The organism is Sphingomonas sp. FG14 (assembly GCF_057809675.1).
Genome location: NZ_JBMDKK010000003.1, coordinates 320958 through 337034 on the forward strand (window position 1 = coordinate 320958; position 16077 = coordinate 337034).

General features: G+C 64.5%; 9 protein-coding genes. 5 read left to right on the forward strand and 4 right to left on the reverse strand.

Annotation, left to right across the window (positions count from 1 at the left end):
• Positions 1 to 93: 93 nt before the first annotated feature.
• Positions 94 to 1191, reverse strand: a complete 1098-nt coding sequence (locus ACODTA_RS13820; protein WP_489066489.1) for a membrane dipeptidase — start codon at positions 1189 to 1191, stop codon at positions 94 to 96.
• Positions 1192 to 1237: 46 nt separating this feature from the next.
• The gene (locus ACODTA_RS13825) at positions 1238 to 1786 is read right to left on the reverse strand and encodes a hypothetical protein (RefSeq protein WP_489066490.1); all 549 of its coding nucleotides are present in this window, start codon (positions 1784 to 1786) and stop codon (positions 1238 to 1240) included.
• A 364-nt stretch (positions 1787 to 2150) separates the two neighbouring features.
• Between ACODTA_RS13825 and ACODTA_RS13830 the strand changes: the two genes are divergently transcribed.
• Positions 2151 to 5207, forward strand: a complete 3057-nt coding sequence (locus ACODTA_RS13830) for a TonB-dependent receptor plug domain-containing protein (protein ID WP_489066491.1) — start codon at positions 2151 to 2153, stop codon at positions 5205 to 5207.
• 83 nt (positions 5208 to 5290) lie between these two features.
• Positions 5291 to 6775, forward strand: coding sequence for a 2OG-Fe(II) oxygenase family protein (locus ACODTA_RS13835; RefSeq protein ID WP_489066492.1), 1485 nt, complete (start codon positions 5291 to 5293; stop codon positions 6773 to 6775).
• On the opposite strand, the gene clpB is transcribed toward ACODTA_RS13835, so the two are convergent.
• Both clpB and ACODTA_RS13845 read right to left on the reverse strand, forming a co-directional pair.
• A complete protein-coding gene (gene clpB / locus ACODTA_RS13840; RefSeq protein WP_489066493.1) occupies positions 6776 to 9361 on the reverse strand; it encodes an ATP-dependent chaperone ClpB in 2586 nt (861 codons plus the stop codon).
• A gap of 189 nt (positions 9362 to 9550) precedes the next feature.
• Positions 9551 to 11206 carry a M28 family metallopeptidase gene (locus tag ACODTA_RS13845; protein ID WP_489066494.1) on the reverse strand — a complete coding sequence of 552 codons (1656 nt, stop codon included), beginning with the start codon at positions 11204 to 11206 and terminating at the stop codon, positions 9551 to 9553.
• Between the two features lie 177 nt (positions 11207 to 11383).
• Here ACODTA_RS13845 and ACODTA_RS13850 point away from each other — a divergent pair, with 177 nt between their 5' ends.
• The 3 genes from ACODTA_RS13850 (at position 11384) to ACODTA_RS13860 (ending at position 16070) form a co-directional block, all read left to right on the forward strand.
• Entirely contained in the window at positions 11384 to 14275 is a 2892-nt protein-coding gene (locus ACODTA_RS13850) for a M16 family metallopeptidase (protein ID WP_489066495.1), read from the forward strand.
• Between the two features lie 74 nt (positions 14276 to 14349).
• Complete coding sequence (locus tag ACODTA_RS13855; protein WP_489066496.1) at positions 14350 to 14652, forward strand: hypothetical protein; 303 nt, start codon at positions 14350 to 14352, stop codon at positions 14650 to 14652.
• A 176-nt stretch (positions 14653 to 14828) separates the two neighbouring features.
• On the forward strand, positions 14829 to 16070 hold the full coding sequence (locus ACODTA_RS13860; RefSeq protein ID WP_489066497.1) for a CaiB/BaiF CoA transferase family protein: 1242 nt from the start codon (positions 14829 to 14831) through the stop codon (positions 16068 to 16070).
• The last annotated feature ends 7 nt before the right edge of the window (positions 16071 to 16077 follow it).

Sequence of the window (16077 nt, forward strand, 5' to 3'; positions counted from 1 at the left end):
GGCGGAGGCGTCATGCGCTTCCGCCGGTGACGCAAAAAAGGGCGGAGCCGCAAGGCCCCGCCCTTTTTTGCGTCTGGACCCGCTTCGTGGCCGTCAGCCAAGCACGTCGGTCAGCACGCGTGCCCAGTTGCCGCCCATGATCCGATCGATCTCGCCGCTCGTGAAACGGCTGCGCTCCAGCGCGCGACGGATGCGGGTCATGCGATCGATGCTGTTGAGCTCGGGGATCACGACATGTTCGGGGATCGCCGCGAAACCGGGAATGCCGGAATCGCGCATCGCGATCCACCAGGGCAGATATTCCTTCACGCCCGCGCGATTATCATTGTTCAACTTGAGCAGGTTGGTCTGCCCGGCCATCGGGAAATCGTTGGAGATCCCGACGGCGTCGATACCGCCGACGCGGATGACGTTGCGGATATTGGCGATCAGATGATCGACCGTCGGCACCGGATCGCGGGTCAGCCAGAAGCTCATCATGAAGATGCCCATCATGCCCCCGCGATCGGCCACCGCGCGGATCGCCGCGTCGGATGCGCAACGCGGGTGATCCACGATCGCCTTGCAGGCGCCGTGTGAGATCACGATCGGCGTCCGGCTCGCGCGGGCCGCCTCCAGCATCGTCGGCTCCGATCCGTGCGATACGTCGGGCAGTATGCGGAGGCGATTCATCTCGTCCAGGCCTTCGCGGCCCAGCGCGGTCAGGCCGGTCTGCACGCGTTCGAGAGCGCCCCCGGCGAAGAGATTGTTGTTGTGATGCGTGAACTGCAGGATTCGCAGTCCCTTGCCATGGAAGCGTGCGATCCGTAACAGGTCGGTGCCCACCGGTTCACAGGACTGGAATTGGAGAAAGGCCGCGCATCCCGGCCGGCTGCCGATCTCGCTGCCCTTGAGCGCGACAAAGCCGTACTCGCTCGATCGCAGTCGCTCCACCGCCTTATCGAGCGCGGCGTCGTTGACCTCGAACGTCCGCAGATAGCGGGGGATGCCCTGCGCGTCCTTGACCTCCTGCACCTCCGATACGTCGCAGATCATGCCGGTGAGCCCGGACGCCCGGATTTCGGCCAGATCCTCGGGCAGGAAGCTCAGCCCATCGATCATGGGAGGCGTGCCGCCGCGACTGGACAATGTGGTTGTGCAGGCGCCGAGCGCGGTGGCGGCGCTCGCGGCCAGCAGCGATCGGCGGGTCATCATGGTGGCGGTCATTCGAATCTTTCAGGGCAGGGATTGGTGGGTGTCAGCCGACGCGTTTCATGCGGAAGGCGGGCCAGTTGCCGACCTTGCCGACATAGCTGCCGAGGGCGCCGCGCTTGATCTCGATCGTCATGCCGCTGCGCGGGGCGCGGTTCTTGATGGGTTCGACGGTCTGCCATTCGGCGCCGTCCTCAAGATGGAACGACCATTTGCCATAGCCTATCTCGCGCACCGATGTGATCTTCGCCTCGATTGTCGCGAATTCGGGTTTCATCTCGTCATTGTCGCCGCCCAGGAAGGGCAGTTTCGGGAAGGTGAAGCCGAAGAGCGACCGGCGCGTCTTTTTCAATCCTTCCTTATCGAGAACGACGACCTCGTCGCGTTGCGCGGCCGCGTCCATCGCGGCAACCTGCTGATCGTAACAGGCAAGGCGTTGAGCGCTGTCAGTGATCGCGCGGCAGTCGAGCAGCTTGTTGAAGATCTCCGGCCGCTGTGCCGCTGGCGCAGCCAGGGCGGGTGTGGCGGCGATGATCGTCGTGACCGCCAGCATTCGACCGGCCAGCCTGAATTTCGTCGATTTCGCCTGTCTCATCGTCTGCTTCCCCCTTGCTCGCATCCGATCGGATGGCTTCATCATGAAGAGTGCGATGGCAGGGCGCAAGCCGCCCGCCATTCCCGCTCCATTGCGCAGATTCCGGATTTTACTGATCAGAAGCACGGGATGCGCGGCAAACGCGCCTATTCGGCAACTCTTTGAATGTCTTGTTGCAAAATTGATACAGCCGTCGACAAAAGCAGGCCCCGTCGGTGGGTCCTGCTTTACAGTGATTCTGCGTCCTCACACTATAACGATAGCGGTATGTGAATTTGGGGGCGTCGTCCAAAACGCGCATTTTCACATACTGGCGACAAACAGGCGGGACCGCTCGCCACAACCCAGATTAAGGGGCTGGATTGTGACTAAACTCTCTACGAACGCGCTTTTGCGCGCTACCGCTGCGCATGCCATTATCGGCGCAGCTTTTCTCTCCACACCGCTCTACGCTCAGACCGCTGAAGCGACAGCCGATACCGAAGAGGCGATCATCGTCACCGGTACGCGCATTCAGCGGCCGGATCTCGAGATCTCCAGCCCGGTCAATGTGATCGGCGCCGAGGATATCCAGTTCAAGCAGCCGAACACCGCTGAAGACCTGTTGCGCGACCTGCCGTCGGTGCGTCCGGCGCTTGGCCCGGCGGTGAACAATGGTGGCGACGGTTCGGCCCAGGTCGATCTTCGCGGCCTCAACCAGGCCGGCACCAATACCTCGCAGCGCACTCTCGTGCTGCTCGACGGTCGCCGTGTCGTTCCGTTCGGCCTTGATGGCTTCGTCGATCTCAACAACATTCCCGTCGCCCTCGTCGAGCGCGTGGATGTCGTCACGGGCGGCGCATCGACGGTGTACGGCGCCGACGCCGTCGCGGGCGTCGTCAACTTCGTGCTCAAGCAGGATTTCCGGGGAATCGATTTCTCGGGCAGCTATCGCATCAGTGAACGCGGCGATGCGCGCCAGTTCCGCGGCGATATAACCATGGGCGCGGGCTTCGACGATGGCCGGGGCAATGTCGTGCTGTCGATGGGCTATACCGATCGCGCGCCGCTCTTCTCGACCAGCCGTTCCGTCGGCCGCTTCCCGCGTTCGATCGCCAACGGCAATTTCCAGGGCGCGACCGCGGCGGTTCCGACCATCCTGCAGGGCTCGCCGTCCAACGCGGCGCTTGGCCTGGGGCCCAGCGATTTCGGCGCGGCATATGATCCCACGCTTGGCGCGTTCCGCACCGCCTTGCAGTCGGACACCTACAACACCAACGAATTCCAGTATGTTCAGGCGCCGCTCGAGCGCTTCAACGTCTATGCGGCGGCGCGCTACGAGATCGCCGACTGGATCGAGGCCTATAGCTCGGGCATGTTCACCCGCAACTCGGCGCGTATCCAGCTCGCCTCGACCGGCACGTTCAGCAATCCGTTCTCGATTCCGCTGAGCAACGCCTATCTGCCGGTGGCTGCGCGCAATCAGCTTTGCAACGCGTTCGACACCGACCCGACGACGGCGGGCATCCAGCCGCTCACTGCCGCTCAATGTACGGCCGCCGCTGCCGCGACCTCGCGGACCGATCCCAACTATCGTGAGATCGCCGCCTCGCCGGGCCGCCGCATCGTCGAGTTCGGCGCGCGTGGCAACCAGGTCGATTCGACGCAGTTCCAGCTCAACTTCGGCTTCCGGGGAACGATCTTCGACAATCTGAAGTACGATTTGTTCGCGCAATATGGCGAAACCAACCAGAACCAGACCCGCGAGAACTGGGGCTCGTACACCAAGCTGCAACAAGCGCTGCGTTCGTATCGCAACGCGGCCGGCCAGGCGGTCTGTTACGACACCACCAATGGCTGCGTTCCGATCAACCTGTTCGGTCCGCTCGGCAGCATCACCGCTGACCAGCTCGCCTTCATCGATCTCGACGCGCAGATCCGCCGCGTCGTGAAGCAGAGCGTGATCGGCGGCAACATCTCGGGCGATCTGTTCGGCCTGAAGAGCCCGTTCGCCGATGGCGCGATCGCTTTCTCGATCGGCGCCGAGCGCCGCGTGCTTTCGGCACGCAGCTCGCCGGACGCGCCGTCGCAGATCCAGAGCGAGGTGCTGGGTACCGGCGCGCGCACGCCGCCCGATTTCGGTCGTATCGCGGTCAACGAGGTTTTCGGCGAAATCATCATTCCGATCGTGCAGGACAAGCCCTTCTTCAAGAGCCTGACGGCCGAAGGTGGCATCCGTTATTCCGACTATACCACGACGGGCGCATCGACGACGTGGAAGGCGGGCGGCAGCTACGAGCCGATCGACGGCTTCAAGTTCCGCGGCATGTATCAGGTCGCGGTGCGATCACCGAACATCCAGGAACTGTTCCAGTCGCCGGTGACAGGCCTGAACAACCTGAATCCGGATCCCTGCCAGGCGAGCCAGTTGCCTTCGGCCGCTGCGAACCCGGCTCTGGCGGCGCTCTGCGTCTATACGGGCGCGCCGTCGAGCACGATCGGCCAGATCCCCTCGCCGACGTCCGGGCAGATCAACGCGACCACCTCGGGCAACCCGAATCTCGATGTTGAAAAGGCGACCACCTATACGCTGGGCGCCGTTCTGCAGCCGAGCTTCATTCCCCGGCTCGCGATTACGGTCGATTATTTCAACATCGTGATCAAGGACGCGATCAGCAACCCGGCGGCGAATGACATCCTGGTCGGCTGCTATGGTGCGGCTGGTGCCGCGACGCCGACGACCCCGAGCGCCTTCTGCGACCTTATCCGCCGCAGCCCGCTCAACGGCTCGCTCAACGGTGCGGGCGAAACGCCGGGCGTGATCCTGTCGGGCTCGAACCTCGGCCGGATCGAAACGGCGGGTATCGACCTTGGCGTCACCTATCGTCTCGATCTTGCCGATCTGGGCCTGGGCGGCGATCCGGGTTCGCTGCGCTTCGCCTTCAACGGCACCTGGCTGGATTATTATCACTTCCAGGCGACCCCGAGGTCGATCAATCGCGATTGCACCGGCTATTACAGCACGAGCTGCACCAATCCGCGCGCGGAATGGAAGTGGAATGCCCGCCTGACCTATTCGACGGGGCCGTTCGACTTCTCGCTCAACTGGTCGCATATCTCGGCGGTCAAGCTTGAGCCTGCTGCCTTGCCGGCAGCGAGCCGTCCGCCGATCGATGTGCCGCAGACCGCAGGTCCGAACCCGGCGACGATCTTCGACGCCTATGAAGCGATCCCAGCCTATGACTATTTCGATCTGGGTGTGTCGGCGGATGTCAGCGAGAATCTCAGCATGACGCTGACCGTCGACAATCTGTTCGACAAGAAGCCTCCGGTCGTTGGCGCGACCATCGGCGGTACGGCGTTCAACAACGCCAACACGTTCCCGAGCACTTATGATGTGCTCGGGCGCACCTTCACGGTCGGTGCTCGTCTGAAGTTCTGATCGTCGAAGACATTCGGGAAACTTGGGGGCGGGCCGTGTGTCCGCCCCCTTTTCTTTTGGAACGTGGAATCGCAGAAAAGCCTATGAGCATTGTCCATGGGGGATCCGATCCCGAACGCGCCATCAACATGGCGATCGACCTGCGCGATGCGGGCCGTGGCGCGGAGGCGATCGGGCTGCTCCGTGAGGCCCTTGGCCGGCATCCGCGAAACCCCCGGCTCTGGCAGACACTGGGCGTGGTTCATCGCGCGATCGAGCAATCGGCGGCAGCGATCGCAGCCTTCACCGAAGCCTCGAAGCTGGCGCCCGGAGACCTGAAGGCGGCCTATGGCGTGGCGCAGGCGAGCCTGGAGGCCGGGCGGCCAGCGGTGGCGCTGTTCGATCGCGCCTGCGCGCTGGCGCCGGCGGACGGCTCCTTGCTGATCGGTCGCGCGGCGGCATTGATCGGGGAAGGGCGGGGCGCTGAAGCGATCACCTTTCTCGATACGATCGTGCGCGCCAATCCGGCATGGGGCGACGGCCAGACGACATTGGCGCGGATCCGTTGGATGATGGGCGATGCCGACGGCTTCACCCAGGGGTATGAACGCGCTCTGGCGGGCATGCCCGGCCATGGGGGGCTCTGGATCGAGTTGCTTAACACCTTGCTCCATGCCGAGCGTTACGGTCGGGCGGCTGAAGTCCTGGCTTCGGCGCGCCAGGCGATCGGCGCCCATGCCCTATTGATGCCGGCGGAGGCGATCTGCGCCTCCGAACTTGGGGAGGATGCGCGCGCCGATGCGCTGTTCGCGCAATTGGCGCCGCAAGCCGATGTGACGCTCGTCGAGCGGCATATGCGCCATCTGCTCCGAACCGGTCGGGCGGATCAGGCCGCGAGCCTCGCTGAGCCGTGGCTGGTGCGGCCCGAGGGCGAACGGCTCTGGCCCTTCGTGTCATTGGCATGGCGACGTGTCGGCGATCCGCGAAGTGCCTGGCTCGATGGCGATCCGGCGTTGATCGGCATCTATGATCTCGCGGATATCGATCTGGATGGGCTCGCGATGAAGCTAAGGACATTGCATCTCGCCAAACGCGATCCGCTCGGCCAGTCGGTGCGCGGCGGCACCCAAACCGATGGACCGCTGTTCGCGCACGAAGCCACCGAGATCCAGGTGCTCCGGGCACGCATTGTCGAGGCCGTCGAGCGACACGTCACGACAATGGGTGCGCGCGATCCCCGGCATCCGACTTTGCGCCATGTCGGGAAGCGTTTCCGTTTCGCGGGATCATGGTCGGTGCGGCTGACCGGTGCGGGCCATCACAGCAATCATATCCATCCGCAGGGCTGGCTCAGTTCCGCCTTTTATGTGGCGGTGCCGCCCCAGGAAGAGATGGGGGCAGCACCGGCGGGATGGCTGGGGTTCGGCAGTCCGCCAGCCGAATTGTCGCTCGACATGGCGCCGCTGCGCCATATCGAGCCCAGGCCCGGCCGGCTCGTCCTGTTCCCATCGACCATGTGGCACGGCACCATGCCGATCGCCGGCGGCGAACGCCTGACCGTGGCGTTCGACGTCGCGGCGATTGGTTGATCAGCTTGCGCTCAGCACCAGCGCGCCGTCGCCTTCATCGACCTTGACGGTCGATCCGTCGGGCACCTGACCGCGCAGGATCATGTCGGCGAGCGGATCCTGCAGATATTTCTGCACCGCGCGCTTCAACGGTCGCGCGCCATAGACGGGATCATAGCCGACACGGCCCAGCCAGTTGCGCGCGCCCTCGGTCAGGTCGAGCGTCACCTTGCGGTCCTTGAGCAGCTTCTGCACGCGGGCGACCTGGATCTCGACGATCGGGCCCATATGCGCCTGTCCCAGCCGGTGGAACAGGATGATCTCGTCCAGCCGGTTCAGGAATTCCGGGCGGAAATGCGCGCGGACGATCTCCATCACCTGCGGTTCGACATCCGCCACCTTCTGGTCGTCGGCCATGCCCGCGAGATACTGGCTGCCCAGGTTCGAGGTCAGGATGATCAGCGTGTTCGAGAAATCGACCGTGCGGCCCTGGCCGTCGGTCAGGCGTCCATCGTCGAGCACTTGCAGCAGGATGTTGAACACATCCGAATGCGCCTTCTCGACCTCGTCAAACAGGATCACCTGATAGGGGCGACGGCGAACTGATTCGGTTAAAACGCCGCCTTCCTCATAACCAACATAGCCCGGAGGGGCGCCGATCAGACGGGCGACGCTGTGCTTCTCCATGAATTCGCTCATGTCGATGCGCACCATCGCGTTGTCGTCGTCGAACAGGAATCCGGCGAGCGCCTTGGTCAGTTCGGTCTTGCCCACGCCCGTCGGGCCGAGGAACAGGAACGAACCGAGCGGGCGATTTGGATCTTGTAGCCCGGCGCGGCTGCGGCGCACCGCGGTCGAAACCGCTTTCACCGCCGCTTCCTGCCCGATCACGCGCTTGCCGATGGCGTCTTCCATCTGGAGCAGCTTCTCGCGCTCGCCCTCCAGCATCTTGTCGACCGGAATGCCTGTCCAGCGGCTGACGACCGAGGCGATGTCCTCGCTCGTCACTTCCTCGCGCAGCATCGCGCCGGCCGCCGCGCTTTCGGCTTCGGAAAGCTGCTTTTCGAGCTGTGGGATCGTACCGTAGCTGAGCTCGCCCGCCTTCGCGAGGTCGCCGGACCGCTGCGCCTGCTCCAGTTGCAGCCGCGCGGCGTCGAGCTGTTCCTTGATCTTCGCCTCGCCCGCGATCTTCTCCTTTTCCGCCTGCCAGCGGCCGGTCAACTCGGCGGACTGCTGCTCGAGATTGGCGAGTTCGCTTTCAAGCGTCGCGAGCCGGTCCTTCGACGCGGCGTCGCTTTCCTTCTTTAGCGCCTCGCGCTCGATCTTGAGCTGGATGATCCGCCGGTCGAGCGTCTCGATCTCCTCGGGCTTGGATTCAACTTCCATGCGCAGGCGGGACGCCGCCTCATCCATCAGGTCGATCGCCTTGTCGGGCAGGAACCGGTCGGTGATATAGCGGTTCGAGAGCGTCGCCGCCGACACGATCGCGCCGTCGGTGATGCGCACGCCGTGGTGCAGCTCATATTTCTCCTTGAGGCCGCGCAGGATCGAGATCGTGTCCTCGACGGTCGGTTCGCCCACGAACACCGGCTGGAAGCGCCGCTGAAGCGCGGGATCCTTCTCGACATATTTCTGATATTCGTCGAGCGTGGTCGCGCCGATGCAGTGAAGCTCGCCGCGCGCCAACGCGGGCTTCAGCAGGTTGGACGCATCCATTGCGCCTTCGCCCTTGCCGGCGCCGATCAGCGTGTGCATCTCGTCGATGAACAGGATGATGTCGCCTTCGGCGCCGCGCACTTCATCAAGCACGCCTTTCAGCCGTTCCTCGAATTCGCCGCGATATTTCGCGCCCGCGATCAGGCTGCCCATATCGAGCGCCATCAGCCGACGATCCTTCAGCGAGTCGGGTACGTCGCCATTGGCGATGCGCAGCGCCAGCCCTTCGGCGATCGCGGTCTTGCCGACGCCGGGTTCGCCGATCAGCACCGGATTGTTCTTGGTGCGGCGCGCCAGGATCTGAATCGTTCGGCGGATTTCCTCGTCGCGCCCGATCACGGGATCGAGCTTGCCGTCGCGTGCGGCGTCGGTCAGGTCGCGCGCGAATTTCTTGAGCGCATCATAGCGATCTTCGGCGCCTGCCGTGTCGGCGGTGCGCCCGCCGCGAAGCTGTTCGATCGCGGTGTTCAGTCCCTCGGCGGTCACCCCGGCGGCAGCCAGCGCCTTGCCGGCTGTCGTCGTGGTGGCGAGCACCAGCGCCAGCGCCAGCAGCATGCGTTCGACGGTCACGTAGGAATCGCCGGCCTTGCTGGCGATCTGCTCCGCCTGATCGAGGATGCGGACCAGGTCGTTGTCGAGTCCAGGCGATTGCTGTGCGCCACCGCCGGAGACGGCGGGCAGCTTGGCGAGCGCCTTGTCGGTTTCGGCGAGCGCCACGGGCGCATTGCCGCCCGCTGCCTTGATCAGGCCGGACGCCATGCCCTGCTCGTCTTCGAGCAGGGCCTTCAACAGATGTTCCGGGCTGATCCGCTGATGGCTCATCCGGATCGCGACGGTTTGCGCCGATTGCAGGAAACCCTTGGCGCGGTCGGTGAATTTCTCGAGGTTCATGTCGTCCCCTTTGTCAGGTCGGCGCCGATATGGTGTTGCTTTAATGCAACACAAGGCCCGGGCGATGCATATTCGTCACTGCCGACATGCATTGCCGGGGCCGATCCCCCTATTCGCAAAAACCCTTATGCGTTCGCGGGTTCCGACGAGACTATTCAGGGCGGCCGCTGCCGTCGAGAGGAGGCCTCCTTATTTGCCTGCCTTCGGTGCACGCGGCTTGCCCGCCGCGAAAGTGTCGCCGAAGAAATCGCCTTCGATCCACAGCGGCGGCGTGTCAGCGTCGGCCATGGCGCGGGTGATGCGGTAATTGGCCTCGGCGAAGCGGGCGCCGGCCTGCCAGTCGATCTTCTGCATCATGTCGTCGCCCGGGTGATGATAATTGCCCGACAGGAATTCACCCCAGGCCTTTTCGCCGCCATTTGCGAAGCCCGTCGCCAGGAACACGGCGGGCACGCCCTGGCGCACGAACATATAATGGTCCGAACGCGTGAAGATGCCTTCCTGCGGCATCGGATCGGGTGAAAGCCTGACGCCCATCGGCGCGACGGCGTTCGCCACGAGCGAACCGAGCGAGCTGTGATCGGCGCCGAAGGCGATGACGTCGGTGAAGGGGTAGAGCAGCAGCGGCATGTCCAGATCGACATTGCCGACGATCTTGTCGGCCGGCACGGTGGGGTGGCGCGCGAAATAGTCGGCGCCGATCAGGCCCTTTTCCTCGCCCGTTGAAGCCAGGAAGATGATCGAGCGCCGCGGCTTGTTCGGCGATTCCGCCGCGGCGCGCGCGACTTCGAGCATCGTCGCGATGCCGGCGGCGTTGTCGAGCGCGCCATTGTTGATCCGGTCGGTCTCCGCCGTATCGCCGGGCTTGGCGCTGGCCAGGCCGATATGGTCGAGATGCGCGGAGAGCACGACATATTCGGCGGCGAGCTTGGGGTCCGATCCCGGCAGGATCGCCGCGACATTAGGGCTGGTGACACGCTTGGTCACGCTCTCACCCTGGATGCGGATGCTGGTCTTGAGCGCGAAACCCTTGGGCTTGCCGCCGGCCTTGTCAGCCTCCGCGCGGATCTGGGCCAGCGTGCGCGATGCTCCAGCGAACACCGCCTCCGCCGCCGGCGCGTTGAGCATGGCGCTGGTGCGAATGCCGGGCGCCGAACTGTTGGGCTTGCCGTCGGGCGAGACCCAGGCGAAGCCGGGCTCATCCGCGAAATGGACGATCTTCTCCCAGGGGCGCGCCTTCGCCGATTGCAGCGTCGCGATGCTGACCATGCCGATCGCGCCATGCCGCTCGGCGGCTTCGGCCTTGGTGGCGCTGACATGCGCGCCTTCCTCGCTCGGCAGACCCTTTGGATAGCCTTGCAGCGTGACGACGATCTTCCCCTTCACGTCGAGTCCGCGATAGTCGTCGAGGCCGAGCCGGGCATTCTCGATGCCGTAACCGACGAACACCAGAGGCGCCGATACGTCGAGCTTCGGCTCGCGCGCGCTGAGGCCGACCAGCACGTCGGTGGCGTGCGCCCAGCTCTTTTCGCCCGCTGGACCGCTCACCGTCACCGTGCCGGGATTGGCGCCGGGATCGGTCTGCTGCAGGCCGACCTGCTGGTACCAGCCGCCATTCTCGCCGGCGGGCTTCAGGCCCAATGCCTCGAACCGCGTGGCGACATAGCGCGCCGCGATCTCGTAACCCTTGCTGCCGGTGTCGCGCCCTTCGAGCAGGTCGTCGGACAGGAATTCGACATGTGCACGCACGGCTTCGGGGGTGAACACCGGTTCCGCCTGTTGCGCGATCGCTGCGGCCGAAAGGGAAAGCAGGCCGATTCCTGCAAGAAGCGATGCGACGCGCATAGTTGGATTGTCCCAGTCTCAATAAGAAGAAGCGCGCGGCGATATCGCAAATCTTGTCCTGGTCAATGTCGTTCGCCGAACTGTGTCGTACGTTGGTGGCCAAGCGTTCCAGTTGGCTTGCGACTTGTCTGGTGGCTGCTATTGTTCGATTACGTTTTGAACAAGGATCTTTTCTTGATGCGTCGCCTGATTACCGGCCTTGCCGCCGTGCCCTTTCTTGTGCTCACCGTGCTTCCCGCTTCCGCGCAATCCGGATCAAGGCCGGCTCCGGTCGCGGCGCTCGTCAAGAAAGTCGATATCCCCTACAAGGCGTTCACGCTCGCCAACGGCCTGCGCGTATTCGTCCATACCGATCGCAAGGCGCCGATCGTCGCGGTCTCGGTCTGGTACGATGTCGGGTCGAAACATGAACCCAAGGGCAAGACCGGTTTCGCCCATCTGTTCGAACATCTGATGTTCAACGGATCGGAAAATGCGCCGGGCGATTTCTTCGAACCGCTCCAGCAGGTCGGTGCGACCGATTTCAACGGCACGACCTGGTTCGATCGCACCAATTATTTCGAGACGGTCCCGACGCCGGCGCTGGAGCGCGCGCTGTTCCTCGAATCCGATCGCATGGGGCACCTGCTCGGCGCGGTGACGCAGGACAAGCTCGATAACCAGCGCGGCGTCGTCCAGAACGAGAAGCGTCAGGGCGACAACCAGCCCTATGGCCTGGTTGAATATGCGCAGATCGCGGCGCTCTTCTCGCCCGATCATCCCTATGGCCATTCGACGATCGGTTCGATGGCGGATCTGGACGCCGCCAGCCTGGAGGACGTGAAGAACTGGTTCCGCAGCCATTATGGGCCGAACAATGCGATCATCGTGCTCGCCGGCGACATTGATGCGAAGACCGCGCGGCCGCTGATGGAGAAATATTTCGGCGACATCGCACGTGGGCCGCAGACCGCGCCGGTGGTCGCGCCGGTGCCGACGCTCGCCGAGCGCAAGGACGAGGTGATGAAGGATCGCGTCGCGCAGACGCGGATCTATCGCACCTGGATCGTGCCCGGCCTCAACGACAAGGATACGGTACCGCTCGCGGTCGGCGCGACGGTGCTGGGTGGCCTGTCGAGCTCGCGGCTCGACAATATCCTGGTCCGCCAGGAAAAGAGCGCGGTGCGGGTTTCCGCCAATCTCCAGGAATTCGCGAATATCAGCCAGTTCGAGGTCCAGGTCGACGTCAAGCCCGGCGTCGATGCGGAGGCGGTATCGAAGCGCCTGGACACGATCATCTCCGATTTCGTGAAGGCCGGGCCGACGGCGGACGAAGTCGAGCGCGTCGCCACCCGCGCTGTGGCGGGGCGGATCGCGGGGCTGGAATCGGTCGGCGGTTTCGGCGGCAAGGCGGTCGCGCTGGCCGAGGGCGCGCTCTATTCGAACGATCCGCAATTCTACAAGAAGCAACTCGCCGCCTATGCCAAGGTGACGCCCGCCGAGGTGCGCGCCGCGATGGGCAAGTGGCTGAGCCGCCCGGTCTATGCGCTGACCGTGATCCCCGGCGAGCGCGCTGCCTATGACGAAGCCAAGGGCACGCCCAGCGGCGGCGCGACCTTCGCGCCATCCTATTATCGTGCGCCGCGCGCGGGTGAGAAGCCGATGGCCGCGCCGTCGAAGATCGCACCCGAGGATGCGTCGGCGAGTGGCGCCGCGCCGCTGACCGTGGTCGATCGTTCGAAACTGCCCGAGGTCGGCCCGATCGCCGATCTCGATTTCCCGCAGGTGACGCGCGCGAAGCTCTCCAACGGTGTCGAGCTGATCTATGCCAATCGTGCCGCGGTGCCGATCACCCAGATCGCTTTGTCGTTCGACGCGGGCAATGCCGCCGATCCCAAGGCGAAGCTCGGTACCCAGTCGCTGATGCTGGCGCTGCTCGAAGAAGGCACCACCAGCCTCAATTCGGTGCAGATCGCCGAGCGTCAGGAGCGGCTGGGCGCGGGCATCAACGCCGGCTCCTCGATGGATCGCACGACCGTGACGCTGTTCGCGCTGTCGGACAATCTGGCGCCCTCGCTCGACCTGTTCGCCGATGTCGTCCAGCATCCGGCTTTCGATCCGTCGGAAGTCGAGCGGCTGCGCGGTCAGCAGCTTGCGCGGATCGCGCAGGAGATGACGCAGCCGCAAAGCATCGCGTTGCGCCAATTGCCGCCTTTGCTGTTCGGCAAGGCGCACCCTTATGGCGTCCCCGCGACCGGCACCGGCGATCCGGCGGCGGTGGCGCAGGTGACACGCGACGATCTGCTCGCCTTCCATCGCGCCTGGTTCCGCCCGGAAAAGGCGAAGATCTTCGTGGTCAGCGATCAGCCGCTGGCGAAGATCCGGTCCCTGCTGGAGGCGCGCTTCGGCAAATGGGCGAGCGACGGGGTGGCCGGCACCAAGAATTTCGATGCCGCGATTCCCGCCGCCAAGCCTCGCATCGTTTTGATCGACCGCAAGGATTCTCCGCAATCGCTGATCCTGGCCGGCGAAATCCTGCCGCTCAAGGGCAATGCCGAGATCACCGACCTGCTGGCGGCGAACGACATACTTGGCGGCAGTTTCCTGTCGCGCATCAACATGGATCTGCGCGAAACCAAGGGTTGGTCCTATGGTGTCGGCGCACAGATCAGCCGTTTCGCCAACGACATGCCCTATATGATCTTCGCGCCGGTTCAGGCCGACAAGACCGGCCCGGCAATCGCGGCGCTGCGCGAGCAGTATCAGGCGTTCCTGGGGACGAAGGGCGTCACGGCGGAGGAGCTTGAGCGCACCAAGAACGGCAGCATCCGCGAGCTACCGGGCAGCTACGAAACCGCAGCCGACGTGCTGGGTGGCATGCAGCGCAACGATCTGTTCCAGCGTTCGGACGATTATTACGACACGCTCGCCGATCGTTACCGCGCGCTGACCGCCGCGGATCTGGACAAGGCCGCGCGTGCCGCGATCAAACCCGATCAGTTGACCTGGATCGTTGTTGGCGACGCGGCGAAGGTGAAGCCGCAGCTCGATACGCTGGGATTGCCGGTCGAAGTGGTGGCGGCGCAATAGCCGCCGCCTCCGGAAGGCGATAAGGAAGACTCAGGCTCCGGCCGTTGCCGGAGCGATTTGTGGGAGACGACCGAATGGCCAATGTCGATGGCGCCTGGGATTGCACGATCAAGTCGCCGCTGGGTGACCAGAGCGCGGTGCTGACCGTGCAGAGCGACGGGAGCAGCTTCACCGGCAGCATGTCCGGAGCGCTCGGCTCGCTCGATGTCGAGGATGGCGTGGTCGATGGCGACACGCTGAAGTGGAAGATGAACATCAAGGTGCCGATGCCGATGACGCTCGATTGCGAGGCGACGGTGGACGGCGATTCGCTGACCGGTAGCGCCGGGGCTGGTGCATTCGGCAGTTTTCCGCTCACCGGCAAGCGGCAGGGCTGAGAACCTACGGAGCCGCGTCATAGCGCGGCTCCGATGCCCGATTCGGCGGTTCGGCACGTTTGCCATGGACCTCCGATCACCGCCACAGGCTCACGAAAAGTAACCTGTGGTGCAAAATATGTTGCCTCCCCCGACAATCTCTTCATAACGGCCGCGACGCTGGAGAGGAGTGAGGCATGGCGGAACGGCAGGCGGCGGGGGCACTGGATGGCGTGAAGGTGCTCGATCTTTCGCGCGTGCTGGCCGGGCCGTGGAGCACGCAAATCCTCGCCGATTTCGGCGCCGATGTGATCAAGATCGAATTGCCGGGCAAGGGCGACGACACCCGCGCCTGGGGGCCGCCCAATCTGCGCGATGCCGATGGCCATGAAGCGCTGGGCGAAAGCGCCTATTATCTCTCGTGCAATCGCAACAAGCGTTCGGCCGCCATCAATCTGGCGGATCCCGCCGGCGCCGCGCTGATCCGCGCGCTCGCCGCGAAGGCCGATATCGTCGTCGAGAATTTCAAGCTCGGCGGTCTCGCCAAATACGGGCTCGACTATGCCAGCCTGGCGGCGGTCAATCCCCGACTTGTCTATTGTTCGATCACCGGCTTCGGCCAGACTGGGCCCTATACAGATCGCGGCGGCTACGACTTCGTGGCGCAGGGCATGGGCGGTTTCATGAGCATCACCGGAGAGGAGGGCGGCGAGCCGCTGCGCGCGGGCGTCGCCACCGCCGATCTTTCCACCGGCATGTATGCCACGGTCAGTATCCTGATGGCGCTGCGCCATGCCGAACGTACTGGCCAGGGCCAGCAGATCGATATCTCGCTGCTCGACACGCAGATCGCGATGCTCGCCAACCAGTCGATGAACTGGCTGGTCGGCGGCGTCGTGCCGGGACGGCTGGGCAATCGCCATCCGACAGTGGTGCCCTACAAGACATTCGAGGTGGCTGACGGCACGATCATCATCGCGGTCGGCAATGACGGCCAGTTCGCACAACTGTGCCGCGAACTGGGCGTGCCCGACCTGATCGTCGATCCCCGTTTCGCCAACAGCCGCGCCCGCCTCGTCAACCGGGACGAGATCGAGCGGATCGTCCAGGATCTCGTTCGCGCCTTCGCGGGCGGGGTATTGATCGACCGGCTGGTCGCGCGCGGCGTGCCCGCCGGTCCGGTCAACACGATCAAGGATATCTTCGAGGATCCGTTCGTTGAGGCGCGCGGCACCGTCCACCGCTTCGAGCGTGAGGGCGTGGAGGTGCCATCTGTCGCTTTCCCCGGCAAGCTTGGCGAAACGCCGGCGCGATTCGATCGGCCGCCGCCGCGGCTGGGCGAACATAGCACCGAGATTTTGAGCGACTGGCTCGCGCTGGACGAAGGCGAGCTTGCGCGGCTGCGCGACGCGGGCGTCGTCGAGCAGCGGCTGGATTGAACAAGGA

What these genes read in the sequence shown, in the direction of transcription:
- ACODTA_RS13820 (WP_489066489.1), bottom strand. Translation starts at nt 1,191, where the DNA reads ATGACCCGCCGATCGCTGCTGGCCGCGAGCGCCGCCACCGCGCTCGGC.
- ACODTA_RS13825 (WP_489066490.1), bottom strand. Translation starts at nt 1,786, where the DNA reads ATGAGACAGGCGAAATCGACGAAATTCAGGCTGGCCGGTCGAATGCTG.
- ACODTA_RS13835 (WP_489066492.1), top strand. Translation starts at nt 5,291, where the DNA reads ATGAGCATTGTCCATGGGGGATCCGATCCCGAACGCGCCATCAACATG.
- clpB (WP_489066493.1), bottom strand. Translation starts at nt 9,361, where the DNA reads ATGAACCTCGAGAAATTCACCGACCGCGCCAAGGGTTTCCTGCAATCG.
- ACODTA_RS13845 (WP_489066494.1), bottom strand. Translation starts at nt 11,206, where the DNA reads ATGCGCGTCGCATCGCTTCTTGCAGGAATCGGCCTGCTTTCCCTTTCG.
- ACODTA_RS13850 (WP_489066495.1), top strand. Translation starts at nt 11,384, where the DNA reads ATGCGTCGCCTGATTACCGGCCTTGCCGCCGTGCCCTTTCTTGTGCTC.
- ACODTA_RS13855 (WP_489066496.1), top strand. Translation starts at nt 14,350, where the DNA reads ATGGCCAATGTCGATGGCGCCTGGGATTGCACGATCAAGTCGCCGCTG.
- ACODTA_RS13860 (WP_489066497.1), top strand. Translation starts at nt 14,829, where the DNA reads ATGGCGGAACGGCAGGCGGCGGGGGCACTGGATGGCGTGAAGGTGCTC.